This window comes from Streptomyces sp. NPDC058257, assembly GCF_042881845.1.
Lineage (GTDB): Bacteria > Actinomycetota > Actinomycetes > Streptomycetales > Streptomycetaceae > Streptomyces.
The window spans coordinates 22,422-35,516 of sequence record NZ_JBHVXJ010000022.1; the positions used below are offsets into that span (position 1 = coordinate 22,422).

At 70.2% G+C, this 13,095-nt stretch carries 14 protein-coding genes; 10 read left to right on the forward strand and 4 right to left on the reverse strand.

All coding sequences use genetic code 11. From position 1 onward, the window contains the following. Positions 1-83: 83 nt before the first annotated feature. The 4 genes from ACFVXC_RS35245 to ACFVXC_RS35260 form a co-directional block, all read right to left on the reverse strand. Positions 84-506, reverse strand: coding sequence for a lasso peptide biosynthesis B2 protein (locus ACFVXC_RS35245; RefSeq protein ID WP_384277578.1), 423 nt, complete (start codon positions 504-506; stop codon positions 84-86). Then, positions 503-793, reverse strand: a complete 291-nt coding sequence (locus tag ACFVXC_RS35250; RefSeq protein ID WP_384277576.1) for a PqqD family peptide modification chaperone — start codon at positions 791-793, stop codon at positions 503-505. Before ACFVXC_RS35250 ends, ACFVXC_RS35245 begins: the two co-directional genes overlap by 4 nt. After that, positions 777-2,609 carry an albusnodin/ikarugamycin family macrolactam cyclase gene (locus tag ACFVXC_RS35255; RefSeq protein ID WP_384277573.1) on the reverse strand — a complete coding sequence of 611 codons (1,833 nt, stop codon included), beginning with the start codon at positions 2,607-2,609 and terminating at the stop codon, positions 777-779. Before ACFVXC_RS35255 ends, ACFVXC_RS35250 begins: the two co-directional genes overlap by 17 nt. Before the next feature lie 146 nt (positions 2,610-2,755). Continuing rightward, positions 2,756-2,881, reverse strand: a complete 126-nt coding sequence (locus tag ACFVXC_RS35260; RefSeq protein ID WP_384277571.1) for a hypothetical protein — start codon at positions 2,879-2,881, stop codon at positions 2,756-2,758. 198 nt (positions 2,882-3,079) lie between these two features. Here ACFVXC_RS35260 and ACFVXC_RS35265 point away from each other — a divergent pair, with 198 nt between their 5' ends. From ACFVXC_RS35265 to ACFVXC_RS35310, 10 genes are all read left to right on the forward strand, one after another. Further along, positions 3,080-4,444: a hypothetical protein gene (locus ACFVXC_RS35265; protein ID WP_384277569.1), complete on the forward strand. Its 1,365-nt coding sequence runs from the start codon at positions 3,080-3,082 to the stop codon at positions 4,442-4,444. A gap of 53 nt (positions 4,445-4,497) precedes the next feature. Then, positions 4,498-4,875 carry a hypothetical protein gene (locus tag ACFVXC_RS35270; protein ID WP_384277566.1) on the forward strand — a complete coding sequence of 126 codons (378 nt, stop codon included), beginning with the start codon at positions 4,498-4,500 and terminating at the stop codon, positions 4,873-4,875. Continuing rightward, positions 4,865-5,296 (forward strand): DUF6093 family protein, encoded by a 432-nt coding sequence (locus ACFVXC_RS35275; RefSeq protein ID WP_384277564.1) that lies wholly within the window; start codon positions 4,865-4,867, stop codon positions 5,294-5,296. Before ACFVXC_RS35270 ends, ACFVXC_RS35275 begins: the two co-directional genes overlap by 11 nt. Then, complete coding sequence (locus ACFVXC_RS35280; protein ID WP_384277562.1) at positions 5,296-5,724, forward strand: HK97 gp10 family phage protein; 429 nt, start codon at positions 5,296-5,298, stop codon at positions 5,722-5,724. The genes ACFVXC_RS35275 and ACFVXC_RS35280 overlap by 1 nt, the downstream gene beginning before the upstream one ends. After that, entirely contained in the window at positions 5,721-6,164 is a 444-nt protein-coding gene (locus ACFVXC_RS35285; RefSeq protein ID WP_384277559.1) for a hypothetical protein, read from the forward strand. Before ACFVXC_RS35280 ends, ACFVXC_RS35285 begins: the two co-directional genes overlap by 4 nt. Positions 6,165-6,294: 130 nt before the next feature. After that, complete coding sequence (locus ACFVXC_RS35290) at positions 6,295-6,939, forward strand: hypothetical protein (protein ID WP_384277557.1); 645 nt, start codon at positions 6,295-6,297, stop codon at positions 6,937-6,939. 2 nt (positions 6,940-6,941) lie between these two features. Next, the gene (locus tag ACFVXC_RS35295; RefSeq protein ID WP_384277555.1) at positions 6,942-7,499 is read left to right on the forward strand and encodes a hypothetical protein; all 558 of its coding nucleotides are present in this window, start codon (positions 6,942-6,944) and stop codon (positions 7,497-7,499) included. Continuing rightward, the gene (locus tag ACFVXC_RS35300; RefSeq protein WP_384277553.1) at positions 7,442-7,840 is read left to right on the forward strand and encodes a TFIIB-type zinc ribbon-containing protein; all 399 of its coding nucleotides are present in this window, start codon (positions 7,442-7,444) and stop codon (positions 7,838-7,840) included. The genes ACFVXC_RS35295 and ACFVXC_RS35300 overlap by 58 nt, the downstream gene beginning before the upstream one ends. A gap of 34 nt (positions 7,841-7,874) precedes the next feature. Next, entirely contained in the window at positions 7,875-12,134 is a 4,260-nt protein-coding gene (locus tag ACFVXC_RS35305) for a phage tail tape measure protein (RefSeq protein WP_384277550.1), read from the forward strand. Between the two features lies 1 nt (position 12,135). Next, positions 12,136-13,089 (forward strand): hypothetical protein, encoded by a 954-nt coding sequence (locus ACFVXC_RS35310; protein WP_384277548.1) that lies wholly within the window; start codon positions 12,136-12,138, stop codon positions 13,087-13,089. Positions 13,090-13,095 lie beyond the last annotated feature (6 nt).

Sequence of the window (13,095 nt, forward strand, 5' to 3'; positions counted from 1 at the left end):
GTGTCACTCCTTCGAGGGGTGGGGTACACGTATGCGTCAACTGCTCCAGGCGGGTGAAGGACACGCCAGGGTGAAAACGCGGTTCAGATGGTCAGGGCGGTGTGGTGGTGCCAGCCAGCGGCGGTGTACTCCCCGACCGGGCCGACATCGGGAAGGGCCGCCCAGGCGTGGTACTCGACCGGTGGCGGAGTGAAGCGCACGCCCAGGCACCAATCGAGCCGCTGCCCGAGCAGCGCGGCGGCGAGGACCGCGCCGAGGGAGGTCTCCATGCAGGCGACACGGCCCGGCCACCAGCGGCCGGCGTACCGCACGGCCAAGACCAGCACCTCGCCCTGTGCCCGGCCCACAGAGCGGCGCCCCACGATGCGGGCCCAGCGGACCGCCCGCACGGTGTACCGGAAAGGCAGCCGGAGGAGCAGCAGCGCAAGGAGAAGACCAGTGAGGGCGGCGACGCGCTCACCGAAAGTCCCCGTGCGGACGGTGGACCAGGCTTCGTTGGTCGTCATCGGCCACGCCTCCACCATGGGCGGCGCACCGCTGACCGGGCGGTGACACCTTGCTCGGTGAGCGCGGTCACGACGGTGCGGATGTCGTTGGCGGCCTGGTCGCGGGAGATCCCGTACCGCTCGGCGTACTGCTCGGCGGCCTGGTCCTCGGTGGTGCTGGAGAGCAGGAGCAGCACAGCGGACGCGGCCGTTGGCGTGAGGTGACTCCAGCGGCCGGTGTGCTCGTCGAGGATCGCGCCGCCTTCATCGGTGAGCACAGGATGGGTACGTTCATGCAGCAACAGCACGGGAGTTCACCTCCCACCAGCTCGCCATCGCAGTGTCCACCTGGTGCAGCCACACCTCCGCGCTGACGGCCAGGTGCAGGGCGCCCTGCGCGGTGGGCTGGCCGCTCGCCGCCCGCGTGAGCATGTCGGCCACGGGCGCGTCGGTGATCAGCCCGGCGGCGGCCAGCCGCGAGGCGGGGCCGATGAGGTCGCGCAGGATGGCGGCGTTCTCGCGCAGACCCGCGTAGGACAGCGCGTTGAAGCCGCCCTTGGTGACCCGGTTCATGACGAAGTCAGGAACGACGTCAGTCCGGGCGAACGCCTCGGCGAGCAGGGGCTTGTACCGGCCGGGGGCGGCGCGCTGCTCGGCGGGGACGGCGAGACAGGCCCGGATGACCTCGTTGTCGAGGAACGGGGCGGCCAGTTCCACCCCATGGCCCGCACGGGCGATCTCGCGCCACCCGGCAGTGTCCACACCGACCCGGGCCAGGTCCTGGCGGTCCGACCAGGCGGCGAGGTTGGACGGCGCGTCGAGGCGGTCGGCCGCCGCGGTGTCGAGGAGGGCGGCGAGTTGGTGGCGCATGTCGGGCGCCATCCAGGCAGCCGTGGCCAACAAGGGTGTCCAGGCGACCGGCTGTTGAGCCTGGGGAGTCCAGGGGCCCGGCGGGCGGCGGAGTTCGGCCGCGAGTTGCGACCACGCCTCGGCCAAGGTGAGGCGGGAGGCGGGCCGGGCCCGGCGAAGCACCGTGAGCGCGGTGGTGTGCCGGAGCCGGGCGTGAGCCTGCGCGTGCTGCCAGGCCCGGAGCCGCTGGCCCGAGCGCAGCAGATCCGACAGGTAGGAGGAGGGCGCGGAGAGAACGGCGTCCCCGCCGGCACCGGTGAAGTGGACCCCGGCCGTCTGCTGTTCGGTCACCGCGTCCAGTACGGCCCGTTTGATGGAGGCCGTCACGACGAAGGCGCTCGGGGCGTCGGTGACCGGCAGCGATCCGAGATCGTCAAGTCCGTTGTAGTACACGGTGTCCGGGCTGCCGGGCACCGCGCGGTACGAGACTCCGAGAACCGCGGCTGCTGTCCGGGTCGCGTACGCCACGTCGTCGTCGCGCAACCGCTCGTCTGCGAAGGTCACCGCGGTCACCGGTGTGCGTTGCGCGGCGAGGCAGACCAAGGTCGTGGAGTCCAGGCCCGCGAGGTCCCCGCTCACCGGGAGGTCTCCGAGACGCGTAGTCACCGCAGCCGTCAGTGCCGCCCGTACGGTCGGCGCTGCACGACGTAGGTCCACCGGTTCAGCTTCGGCGGGCTCGTAGCGCACCGCCGAGGTGCGCTCCGGGGTGATCAGCAGCAGGTAGCCGGTGGGCACGCGGTTCACCGTCCGGAACAGGCTTCTCGTCCCGAGGACATCGGGCTGCCCGAACGCCATCCGGGCGGCGAGGGAAACGGTGTCGACTGGCGCGCCGTCCAGTGCTGCGAGTGCGGTCGCGGAGGTCGACCACCAGACGCCGGAGCGTTCGGGCCGCCAGTACACCGGGTGCTGTTCGGAGAGGTCACCGATCACCGCCAGGGTTTCGCCGCACCGTGCGACGACCAGATAGGACCCGGGCCAGGTGGTCAGAGTCCTCCAGTCCCGAGAACGCACGGTGGCCAGCGCCCGCCGAAGCTGGTCGTCGTCTGCGCCACACTCCCCGATGACCGCCAGCTCCGCTTGGCCATCGCCCACCGCGCGCACACCGCTGCCCGGCCAGCCGACGGTCCATGCCGATTCCAGTACCGGCACCGGCTCCCCGCCGCGCGGTGCTCGGCTTCTCTTGCTCTGTCCGAACCATCCTGCACTCCACCGCATCCGCCTTGTTCCCTTCTCCTCGTGGGTGTGTCGATCGCCGGTACAAGAGCGGGCGCCGGGCCGCTCGGGGCCGTGCACGCAGCACGACCCTTCGCGGCCCGACGCCCGGTCAGCCCTGGGACGCTGTCACGTCCGGCGGAACGCGGTCAGGCGTTCTTGTACTGGGTGTCGTCGGCCGTGTCGAAGTTGTTCGTGCCGAGGGTCACGGCGGCGACCTCACCGGCGTCCAGGACGACGGGGCGGATGTACTCGGGGGTGGTGTTCTGCTCCATGGTGATGACCTCCTGGTCACTGGATCTCCGGACGCTCGGGACTGAGCGTCGGCTGCACACAGCCAGGCGACGCGACCCTAGAACTCCCTTGTCGGGACGTCCGCTTGGCGTGATGAACAGTCAACCCGCAGTAGGGGTACGGCGGTACGGTGACGGGGAGGTCAAGCGGTATCACGGGTATCACGGGCGGGAATGACCATGAGTACACCGAACCAGCGGCTCCGGGATCTCATCACCGGGTCGGGTCTCACCTACGAAGCACTCGCCAAGGCTGTGCGGCAGGTCGCTGCCGAGTGCGGCGTCGAGTTAGGCACGAACAAGGGCATGATCCGGCACTGGCTCAACGGCGTCGTACCGCAGGAGACGACCGCCCGTTTCCTCGCCGTCGCCCTGTCCAGGCACACCGGCCGTCTGCTCACGCTGGCCGACCTCGGCCTACCCAGCCCGAACATGGCAGAGAATGACACCATGGGCCTGTCCCTCGGGGCAGACCCGATCGATGCCCTGTTGCCGATGTGGAGGGCCGAATTGGACCGGCGCACCTTCCTCACCTCCTCCGCCTACTCGGTGGCCGGCGCCGCCCTGCCCCTCAACTATGTGCAGGAAATGGCTGGCAGGGCTGCTGCCGCCCGCACCGGCCACATGGTCGGAATGGCCGAGGTGCGCGCGGTGAGGGACATGGTGAGGATGTTCTCTGAGATGGACGAACGGCACGGTGGCCAGCACGGACGCTCCGCCCTCGTCCAGTACCTTCGCGAGGATGTCGCCCCGCTGTGCCGTGCCCGTTTCCGCAGCGAGGAGATGCGGCAGCACATGCTCTCCGCCGCCAGTCGGGGCGTGCATCTCCTGGGCTGGAAGTCCTACGACGCAGGACAGCAGGGACTCGCCCAGCGGTACTACCTCCAGTCCTACGCACTGGCCGTCGAGTCCGGCATCACCGGGCACGACGGGTTCATCATGCGCACCATGGCGATGCAGGGCCTGAAGCTCCACCGTCCCGAGCACTGCCAGGGGCTCGCGGAGACCGGCCTGAACCGGGCCAAGGGCAAGGTCGACAACGCGACCATGGCCTTGTTCCGCGTCGTGCACGCTCACACCCTCGCCAAGGGAAATCAGGGGCGGGCAGCGATCGCCGAGGCCGACCAGGCCCGCGAACTCCTCGCTGCCGACATGGGCGACGAGACGCCCTTCTGGGCGCTGGCCTGGGGACCGCCCGCCGCGTCCGTCTACTCCCGAACGGCCAAGGTGTACGAAACGCTGGGGGACTACAGCGCCGCCGCCAACCAGTACGCCCGTGCGGCGACCGCCCGCCCCGCCACGACCTACGCGCGGATCGTCTCCCTCGACCTCGTTGCCGGCGCGGAGATGCAGCTGAAGCGCGGCCGGATCGAGGAGGCGTGCCAGACCTGGAGCCGGGCCATCGACCACATGGACGGTGTGCAGTCGGTACGCACACGTAAGGCGGTCAAGAACATGCGCAAGGACCTCGCGCGGTTCCGAGCCCGGGGGGTGCGCTGTGCGGCAGAGCTTGACGAGCGTGCGATCGACTTCCTCAGCGTGTAGCCCTCTGCCCAGGGAGAACGGGACTGTCCGACAGCCCTCCTAGCGTCGGCTGAATGGATCAGACGAACGACACAACCGCCGCCCGGCGCGTGGAGATCACAGCGCGGGGCGGCCAGGCCGACATCAAGATCGACGGCACGACCATCGACCCGGGCGCCGTCAAGGCGTACTCCCTCAGCCACTTCGCCGGAGAACGGCCAGAGGTCCAGCTCCACGTCGCGGATCGCGGCGACACCCTGTGGTCGGGGATGGCCCGCGTCACCGTCGCAGACCTCCCGGATCCCGGCCCGGCCGCAGCCGTGTTCCTTGAGGCGATCGACCCAGAGGCGCTGGAGCGTGCCGCGCTGGCCCGCCCCGACCTCGGCACCGAACAGAACTCGCTGACGAAGGCGATGCTCATCCAGCTCGGGGAGTGGGCTCGTGGCCTTTGACGTGGACGGTGCGCGCCGTGTCGTCGACCGCATCATGGATGACCAGCTGGAGGTGTGGCGGGACAGCGCGGGCCGTACGGACGACGTGCTGGACGAGACCACGGGCAGGCTGGTGCAGCCCGCGCCGGATGAGGAGCTGGTCTGGGACGGGCTCGGCGCGGTGATGCCGATCAGCCGCCCCGCCCTCACGCAACCGGTCGGGGGATCGGTCACCGTTGAACCGCCCACCACCGACTACCAGGCTGTGATACCGGTCGGCGCCCCGGTGCTGCGGCGCGACGACGTGATCCGCGTAGCCGGATCCATCCGCCCAGAAGGCCCGCGCGATCCACAGCTGATCGGTCGCCGGTTCCGCGTCTCCGACAAGGCGGTTGGTACCTACAGTGTGGTGCGCCTCGTCAGGGTCCAGGTGATCGACTGATGGCGACGGTGAACCCGCACCCCAACGCACACCCGGACGCGACCGCTTTCCGCGATCCGATCGCACTGGCCGCCGCGCTGGCCCGGATGGGCCCGGCGACCCGTGCCCGGACACGGACGATCACGCGGCACCACGCCATGCTGCTGCGGGTCCGGATCCAGCGGAACGCCAGCGGCAGGCCGGGCCCCAACGTGATCACCGGGCAGTACCGCGCCTCGTGGGACCTACGGATGCGCACAGGGGGCGGCGAGGTCACCGCTGAGGTGTTCTCCGACGCGCCGCAGGCGAGACGGCTGGAGTACGGCTTCGTCGGTGTGGACTCGATCGGACGGCACTACCGGCAGCCTCCGTTCCCGCACGTCGAGCCCGCGTTCCGGCAGACCGAACCGGCCTTCATCCAGGCCCTGGCGGACGGGGTCCTGCCGTGACCGCCCGCCTCCCGGTGACCCGCGCGCTCACCGCCCTCCTGGAGAAGACCACCGGCCGCCCGTGCGGGATCGGTGAACTTCCACGCGTTGAGGGGAAGTCCGGGTGGGAGCCCGCGTCCGCCCCGTACACGATCCTCGACTCGCTGCCGGCGTCGTTCGGCGGCCCGCCCCTGTGGGACTGGCACGCGGACGCGGCCTGGTCCTACCAGGTCACTTCGGTCGGTGAACGGGGCGATCAGGTCGAGTGGCTGGCCGACCGCGTGCGCGCTGGCGTCGTCGGCCGGACCGATGGCCGCTGGGCCCACGACCTGCGTGTTCCCCAAGCGCGGGTCATCGACAGGGAGTTGACCTACGACGCCGGAGGGGAGCCCTCGGTGTCGGCGGCAGGCGCTATCGTGTCCTACGTGCAGCGGGTCACGATCACCGTGACCCCTGCTTGAAGGAACGTTTCTTCAAAACTCACCGCGGAGGCCCGCGCGGACGCTAGGCCCCAGGCCAGGCGAACCCCCTTTGAAACTCAAGGGGCAGGGCCTCGGCACGGGACGCTGCCCCAGAAGTGGGAGCGGACCTGTGTCCACGAGCACGAAGAAGACCACCCAGACCCGATTTCTGCGGCGCGGCATCTCCAAGATCCTCTGGGTGCCGGAGCTCAACGACCCGAAGTACCCCAGCCGCCGGGAGATCAACAGCGCCTTCGTCCTGACCGATGCCGTCTCGGACATCGAGGGCTGGGCCCTGGAGAACGACCCCATCGAGACCCCGGACATGGGCTCGACGTTCAACTCCTCGATCCCGGGCAACGACAAGGCCGAGAACTCCAGCCTGACGTTCTACGAGGACCGGTTCTCCGACGCGATCGAGCAGCAGCTCCCCAAGGGCGCGAAGGGGTACACGGTCCTGCTCCGCAAGGGCGACCTGCCCGGCTCGCGCTCCGTCGATGTCTTCCCGGTCCAGGTCGCCACCCGCGCCGCGACGTACAGCACCGGCAACGAGGCGGCGAAGTTCAAGGTCGACTTCACGATCATCGACGAGCCATCGCTCGACCGCCCCGTGCCGCAGGCGCAGCACCGCCCGCTGCCGGACGAGGACTGCGACGACGACCACGGGCACGGTCACCACGACCACGACGGTGACCACGTCGACGTGACCGTGGTCAGCACCACCAAGACCGAGACCGAGGCGACGGTCCGCGAGCACGACGCCGAAGAGGGCTGATCGTGTCCACGCGTCCCGCACAGGCCAAGGGCCCGTCCCCCTCCGCCAGCCCGGCGGAGGGGGCGTGGTCGGCCAAGATGGATCGCCTCCGCCGCCGAGCGCGCCCGCAGAACCGGCTCCGCGTCTGCGACGACGACGAGCTGCGCAAGCGGTACGACGAGGCAGAACAGGCGGCCCGTCGCGCCCGGTTCGTGGCTGAGGCCAACCCCGGTGACGAGCTGGCCGAGCGGCAGGCTGCCGACGCCGACGCCGCGCGAGACGAGGCCGGCGTGGCGCTGGATGCTGCCTCGGAGTTCCTGACGTTCCGCGCGCTGCCACGCCCCGTGTTTGAGGACCTGATCTCCCAGCACCCGCCCACCGAGAAGCAGGCGGACGAGGGGGCGATCTTCAACGCCGACACGTTTCCGGCTGCTCTGGTCTCGGCCGCCTCGGTGGACGGGATGAGCGCCAAGGAGGCCGAGGAACTGCTGAACGGCTGGTCTGCCCCCGACGCGAATTCGCTGTGGGAAGCCGCCTGGCAGGTACAGCAGGAGAGCCGGGTCGAGCTGGGAAAAGGCTGAGCCGTGATGCGCAGCTGCGGTCCGAGCTGGAGCTGTGCGCCGCCTACGGCATCCCGCACTCGCAGTTCCTCGGCGGTGACGGTCGCTGGAGCGACCTCGACCGGGCCAAAGCCCTGGCCTGGGTGGAGTGGCAGCGGGCTGTGTGCCCCGAGTGTCAAACCCGGCTGGAGGAGTGGGACCACAAGCGCGGAGGCGACCCCCACGCCTACGTCACCGACACCCTGCGCTGCCCCGGCTGCGAGCTGATCGAGCAGGAACGCGACCACGTCCCGCAGGACCGGTCCGGCTACGGCGTGAAGATCCAGCTCCTCCCGCGCGAGCAGTACGAACAGCGCCCCTGATCCACTCCCGCACCATGTAAGGAGGCCGCCAGCGGTGGCCGGGTTCACCCTCACGGTCGCGATGCGCGCCGAGGTCCGCGACCTGATCGCGGGAACTCGTGCTGCCTCCGGCCAGATGAGGGCCCTGGCCGACCGCACTGACGCCGCCAATCGGTCTCTGGCCCGCCTCGATGCGAACGGGGCCCGCCTCGCAGGCCAGTTCAACGCGCTGAACCGGTCCACTCGCGCGGCCGTCGGCGAGCTGAACCGGATCTCCGCCCGTGCTGCGGCTGCCCGCGCCAGCCTGCGCGCGGCCGGGGACGACGGAGCCCGCTCCATGACCCGGCTCCAGCGCGCCACGGCCGGAGCGGGCAGGCGCGGCATGTCCGCCACCAACATGCTCGCCGGTGGCGGCCTGCTACTCGGCGCGGGCGAGATGATCCAGGAAGGCAACCGCTACCAGAAGCAGATGAACCTGTTCCGGGCGGTCACCTCAGCCACCGCCGGACAGATGAAGCGCGCCTCCGTTGTGGCGCAGGAACTCGGCAACGACCTGACGCTGCCCGGCTCGACGGCCGCCGACGCCGCCGAAGGCATGGTCGAGCTGAGCAAAGCCGGTTTCCGGGCCGACCAGTCCATTGATGCTGTGCGGGCCTCGCTCCAGCTCGCCTCGGCGGCCGACGTCAACGCCGCCACCTCGGCCAAGTATTTGGGCGACATCATGGACCAATTCGGTCTTGGTGCCGACCAGTCGGCCCGTGCCGCGGACACCCTGGCCGCCACGGCGAACAACGCCTCCGGCTCCATCACCGACATCTACTACTCGATGCGGTACGCCGGACCGGTCGCCAACGCCCTTGGCGTCTCGCTCCAGGACACCGCCGCCGCGGTCGGCATGCTCGGCAAGAGCGGCATCTTGGGGCAGACGGCCGGAACCTCGATCCGAGGGATGTTCGCGAACCTTGCGGCGCCGACGCCACAGATGCAGGGCGCCCTGAAGGACCTGGGGATCGACGCCTGGGACGCCGAGGGAAAATTCCGTGGGCTCCGGGTGGTCATCGACGGTCTCTCGAAGGCCGAACACAACCTGTCGCAGAAGGACTTCACCGCCGGAGTCACCAAGGCGTTCGGCAAGCCCGCGCTGAGTGGTGCCGCTGCCCTCGCTCACCAGGGCACCGAGTCCTTCGACGCGCTGTCGGTGGCGGTGCGCCAGACCGGTGCCGCCGCGTCCATCACCGCCTCGCGCGGACAGGGCCTGACCGGCGCGATGACGCAGCTGCGCACCCAGGCACGGCAGACCGGGCTCGCCCTGTACGACGGCATGGCACCCGGCCTGGAGTGGGTGACGCGGCTGCTGACACGCGGCATGGCCGGGGCCACGCCGTACCTGACGACCGCGCTGGAGTACGGACGTAACCTCGCCACGCTGTACGGCCCCGAACTGAAGGCCAAGACGAGCGCGGGGCTCGGCGGGCTCATCGATGACGCCCAGGCGCTGATCGGCCCGCTGAAGGAGCTGGGCGAACACACGCTGGCCACCGGCCTGAACCTGCTGATCAACGCGGGCCGCACGCTCGGGGACGTGCTCGGCAACGCGGCCGACGGCGCAGAACCGATCCTGGACGCGATCTCCGGTCTCGGGCAGGACGGCGGCGCCGCAGCCGGCACGCTCGACATCATTGCGACGGTCGCCAATCTGGCGATGGACGCGGTCTCGGGCCTCTCCGCCGTCCTGGTCCCGATCGGGCACGTCGTCGGGGGTCTCGTCAGCGCCTTTGGCGCGCTGCCCGCCCCCATTCAGTCGGCGGCCCTGGCGATGCTGCTGTTCCGCCGCGCGCAGCCGGGCCTGACCAACCTCGCCAACACCGTCACCGGCCCCGTCCGCAGCGGTTTCGCGAGCTTCAACCAGCAGATGCGGGTACAGCAGACCCTGGCCGCAAGCGCGGGCGTGTCACTGGGCCGGTACGGGGCGGCCTGGGCGGCGGTCCAGGCCCGGGTCGGCTTCCTCGGCAACATGACCTCCGCGTTCCGCAGCGCGAACGGCGCGGGCGTGACGTTCATGGGGACGATGAACGGAGTGACCCGCGCGGCCGGTTCGGGTCTGCGCTCGGCCATGTCCGGCATCTCCGGGGCCCTGGGCGGGCCCTTCGGTATCGCCATGGCCGGTGTCTCCGTCGGCCTGGGAATGCTCGCCGCCCGCCAGCAGCGCGCGGCACAGGCGGCAGCCGAGCACCAGTCCCGCATCTCCTCCCTGACCTCCGCGCTGCGGGAGTCGGGCGGCCAGATCACCGGCGACGTGCGCGGGCAGGCCGCTCAGGTCCTGCTCGACACGAAGGTCAGCCAGGGCCAGCTGACCAAGGTGATGGAGCAGGCGGGGGTGCCGGTCTCCACGCTGACCGACGCCTACCTCGGGCAGGGCACGTCCTTGGACGCGCTGCAGAAGAAGCTCCAGGCCACGGCCGACGACCACAAGGTCTACAAGGACCTGGCCGGCGGCAAGGCGACCACCCTGGAGTACTCCGACGTCGGCCAGCAGTACAAGGACGCCGCCGATGCCCTGGGCAGCGTCAAGGGTGAGATGTCCGAGTCGATCAAGAACGCGAAGGAGCTGGCGAAGGCCACCAAGGGCGCGGGCGACGGCACCTCGGCGTACGACCGGCTCAAGGGCGCTGTCGGCGGCCTCGCTGACGAGACCGCCGACGCCGACACCCGGACCCGCTCTCTCAAGAGCGCCCTCGACCTGCTGTCGGGCGGCCAGATCTCTCTCCAGGCCGCGAAGGCCAAGGTCAACAGCGCGGTCCTCGACCTGAAGGAGGGCGGCAAGAACGTCAACCGTGACCAGGGCTATGGCGGCAAGCAGCTGGTCAACGAGGACAAGACGCTCAACACCACCACGCGCAATGGCCAGGGCCTCTACACCCAGCTCACCGCCTTGTCCGATGCGGCGGCCGATGCCTCCGTGGCCACCTTCGACCTGGCCAAGCGCAACGGTGAAGATCTGCCGACGGCGCTGGCCAAGGCCCGCGGGGAGATGAGCCAGGCTCGCGCAGCGGCGATCCGGGCAGCCCAGAGCTACGGCCTCACCAAGACCCAGGCCCAGGGTGTGGCCGACAGCCTCGGCCTGCTGCCCTCGAAGGTCAGCCTGCTGCTCCAGACCAAGGGCATGGACAGCACGCTCGCCAACCTGATCGCTGTCCAGGCGGAGTTCCAGCGGCTGCCGAAGGCCAAGACGATCAAGGTGGACTCGCTGAGCGACGGCGCGCAGAAGAAGCTGCGCTCGCTGGGGTTCACGGTGAAGACCGTGCCGGGCACCCGGCAGATCAAGATCACCGCGCCGACCGCAGCCGCGAAGAAGAACCTGGACGGGTTGATCGACAAACTCGGCCGGACCCCCAACTCGAAGAACGTGCGGGTCTCGGCATCCACGGCCGCAGCGATTAAGGGCCTCCAGGGTGTGGAGGCGAAGATCCGGGCGACGCCCGGCGCGAAGCACGTGACCGTCAGCGCGCCCACCGCGCAGGCCCGCAAGGAGCTGGAGGCGCTCGGGTTCCGCATCACCAAGGTGCCCGGCAGCAAGAACGTCAAGATCACCCTTCCGACCGGCGGAGCACGCAAGGCGGCTGACGAGATCCAGGGACGCATCAACGGACTGCGCGGGAAGACCATCCCGATCTTCACCCAGATGATCCGCAAGCCGTCGTCCAACGACAAGGACGCCAACGGCATCCCCGACATGATCCAGAACCCCAACCTCAAGCAGGCGAACGGCGGGGTGGTCGAGTACTACGCCAACGGCGGTGTGCGCGGGGGTGCGGCGCCCCGGAGCGGACGCGAACAGCACGTAGCCCAGATCGCTCCGGCCGGGTCCTGGCGCATATGGGGTGAGCCGGAGACTCAGGGCGAGGCATATGTACCCCTTTCGGTCACAAAGCGCGACCGCAGCAAGGCAGTTGTCGAGGACGTCGTGGGCCGCTTCGGCGGTCAGGTCGAGTGGTTCGCCAACGGCGGCGTCCGCAGCCCCCGCGGCCGTGACTACAACCCGATGCTCGCCAGCTCCTTCAAACAGGCCCGCAGCGTCGCGGCGATGGCGGGCGTCGTGCGCTCCTTCGACGTCCGCACGGGCAGCGACCGGGCCCGTACCCGTGTGGTCGACGCCCGTGCTGGCGGCCGGGTCCAGGTCGTCGTCGTGCGCGAGCAGCAGCCGCTGATCGGCTCCATGCCGGTCACCGTCTCCGACAGCGCCGCCACCCCCGAGCAGATCGGCACCGAGATGATGCGCACCCTGCGCAACGCGCAGCGGGGCGGGAGAGTGTGAAATGAGCACAGCGAAGAAGCAGAACCCGCCGCCGCTGGCCCCCTGGCAGTACGAGATCGGCGGCGTTGTCCTCGGCACCGGGAGCTACGTCCCGATCGGCAACATCGAAGGGCTCGGCGCACCTGCCACCAGGGCTCAGGACGCCGACAACCCGAACGGCGACGGCACCGCACCGGGCCGGGACTTCTACGGTCCGCGCCCCATCCGCTTCGAGGCGGGCATCAAGACGCCCGGAGACCCGGTGAAGGCCGCCGACATCCTCGCCCGGCTCGAACGGGCCCTGGATGACCCAGACGCGCGGACGACTCCGGACGGCCGTCACGTACTGCGCGGGAGGTGGCCCGGCCATTCAACGCGCCGTATGTACGGTCGACTTCGCCGTGCGGAGGCGACTAGCACGGCCACCGCAATACATGGGTGGATACCTCTCGACGTCGAGTTCGTGGGCCTGGACAGCCCGCGCTGGTACGCCGACGAGCTGTCCGAGCTGACGCTCGGCCTCGACCAGGCCGCCCACCACACCGGCGCCGACCGCACCGTCGACGAGGCGATGGGCTGCCCCGCCACGTCCCGCCGCCCTGCCGACCCAGAACATCGCCCGGCCGACGACCGGCCCGGCTGGGTCACCAACCGCGGTGATGTGTCGACCTACCCGAGCCTGCGTGTGCACGGCCCCGTGGCAAACCCTCGGATCTGGAACACCGTGACCCGCCGCGTCCTCGAACTCGACCTGTCGCTGCGCGAGGGCGAGTGGGTGGAGATGGAGACCCGGCCCAACACCTGCTGGGCGCTGCGCAACGGCAGTGTCAACGTCGCCAACGACCTCAGCCCCGCATCGCGCCTCGACCTGTTCACCCTCCCGCCCGGCCGGTCCGAGATCGCGTGGAGCGCGAACGACCCGTCCGGCACCGCGCGCCTCGAGGTGGCGTGGCGGTCGGCGTACACCACCTTGTGAACGGAG

Excerpts from the sequence above, each read along its gene's own strand:
- ACFVXC_RS35260 (WP_384277571.1), bottom strand. The coding sequence starts at position 2,881 with ATGGAGCAGAACACCACCCCCGAGTACATCCGCCCCGTCGTCCTGGAC.
- ACFVXC_RS35265 (WP_384277569.1), top strand. The coding sequence starts at position 3,080 with ATGAGTACACCGAACCAGCGGCTCCGGGATCTCATCACCGGGTCGGGT.
- ACFVXC_RS35270 (WP_384277566.1), top strand. The coding sequence starts at position 4,498 with ATGGATCAGACGAACGACACAACCGCCGCCCGGCGCGTGGAGATCACA.
- ACFVXC_RS35245 (WP_384277578.1), bottom strand. The coding sequence starts at position 506 with ATGACGACCAACGAAGCCTGGTCCACCGTCCGCACGGGGACTTTCGGT.
- ACFVXC_RS35280 (WP_384277562.1), top strand. The coding sequence starts at position 5,296 with ATGGCGACGGTGAACCCGCACCCCAACGCACACCCGGACGCGACCGCT.
- ACFVXC_RS35255 (WP_384277573.1), bottom strand. The coding sequence starts at position 2,609 with ATGCGGTGGAGTGCAGGATGGTTCGGACAGAGCAAGAGAAGCCGAGCA.
- ACFVXC_RS35310 (WP_384277548.1), top strand. The coding sequence starts at position 12,136 with ATGAGCACAGCGAAGAAGCAGAACCCGCCGCCGCTGGCCCCCTGGCAG.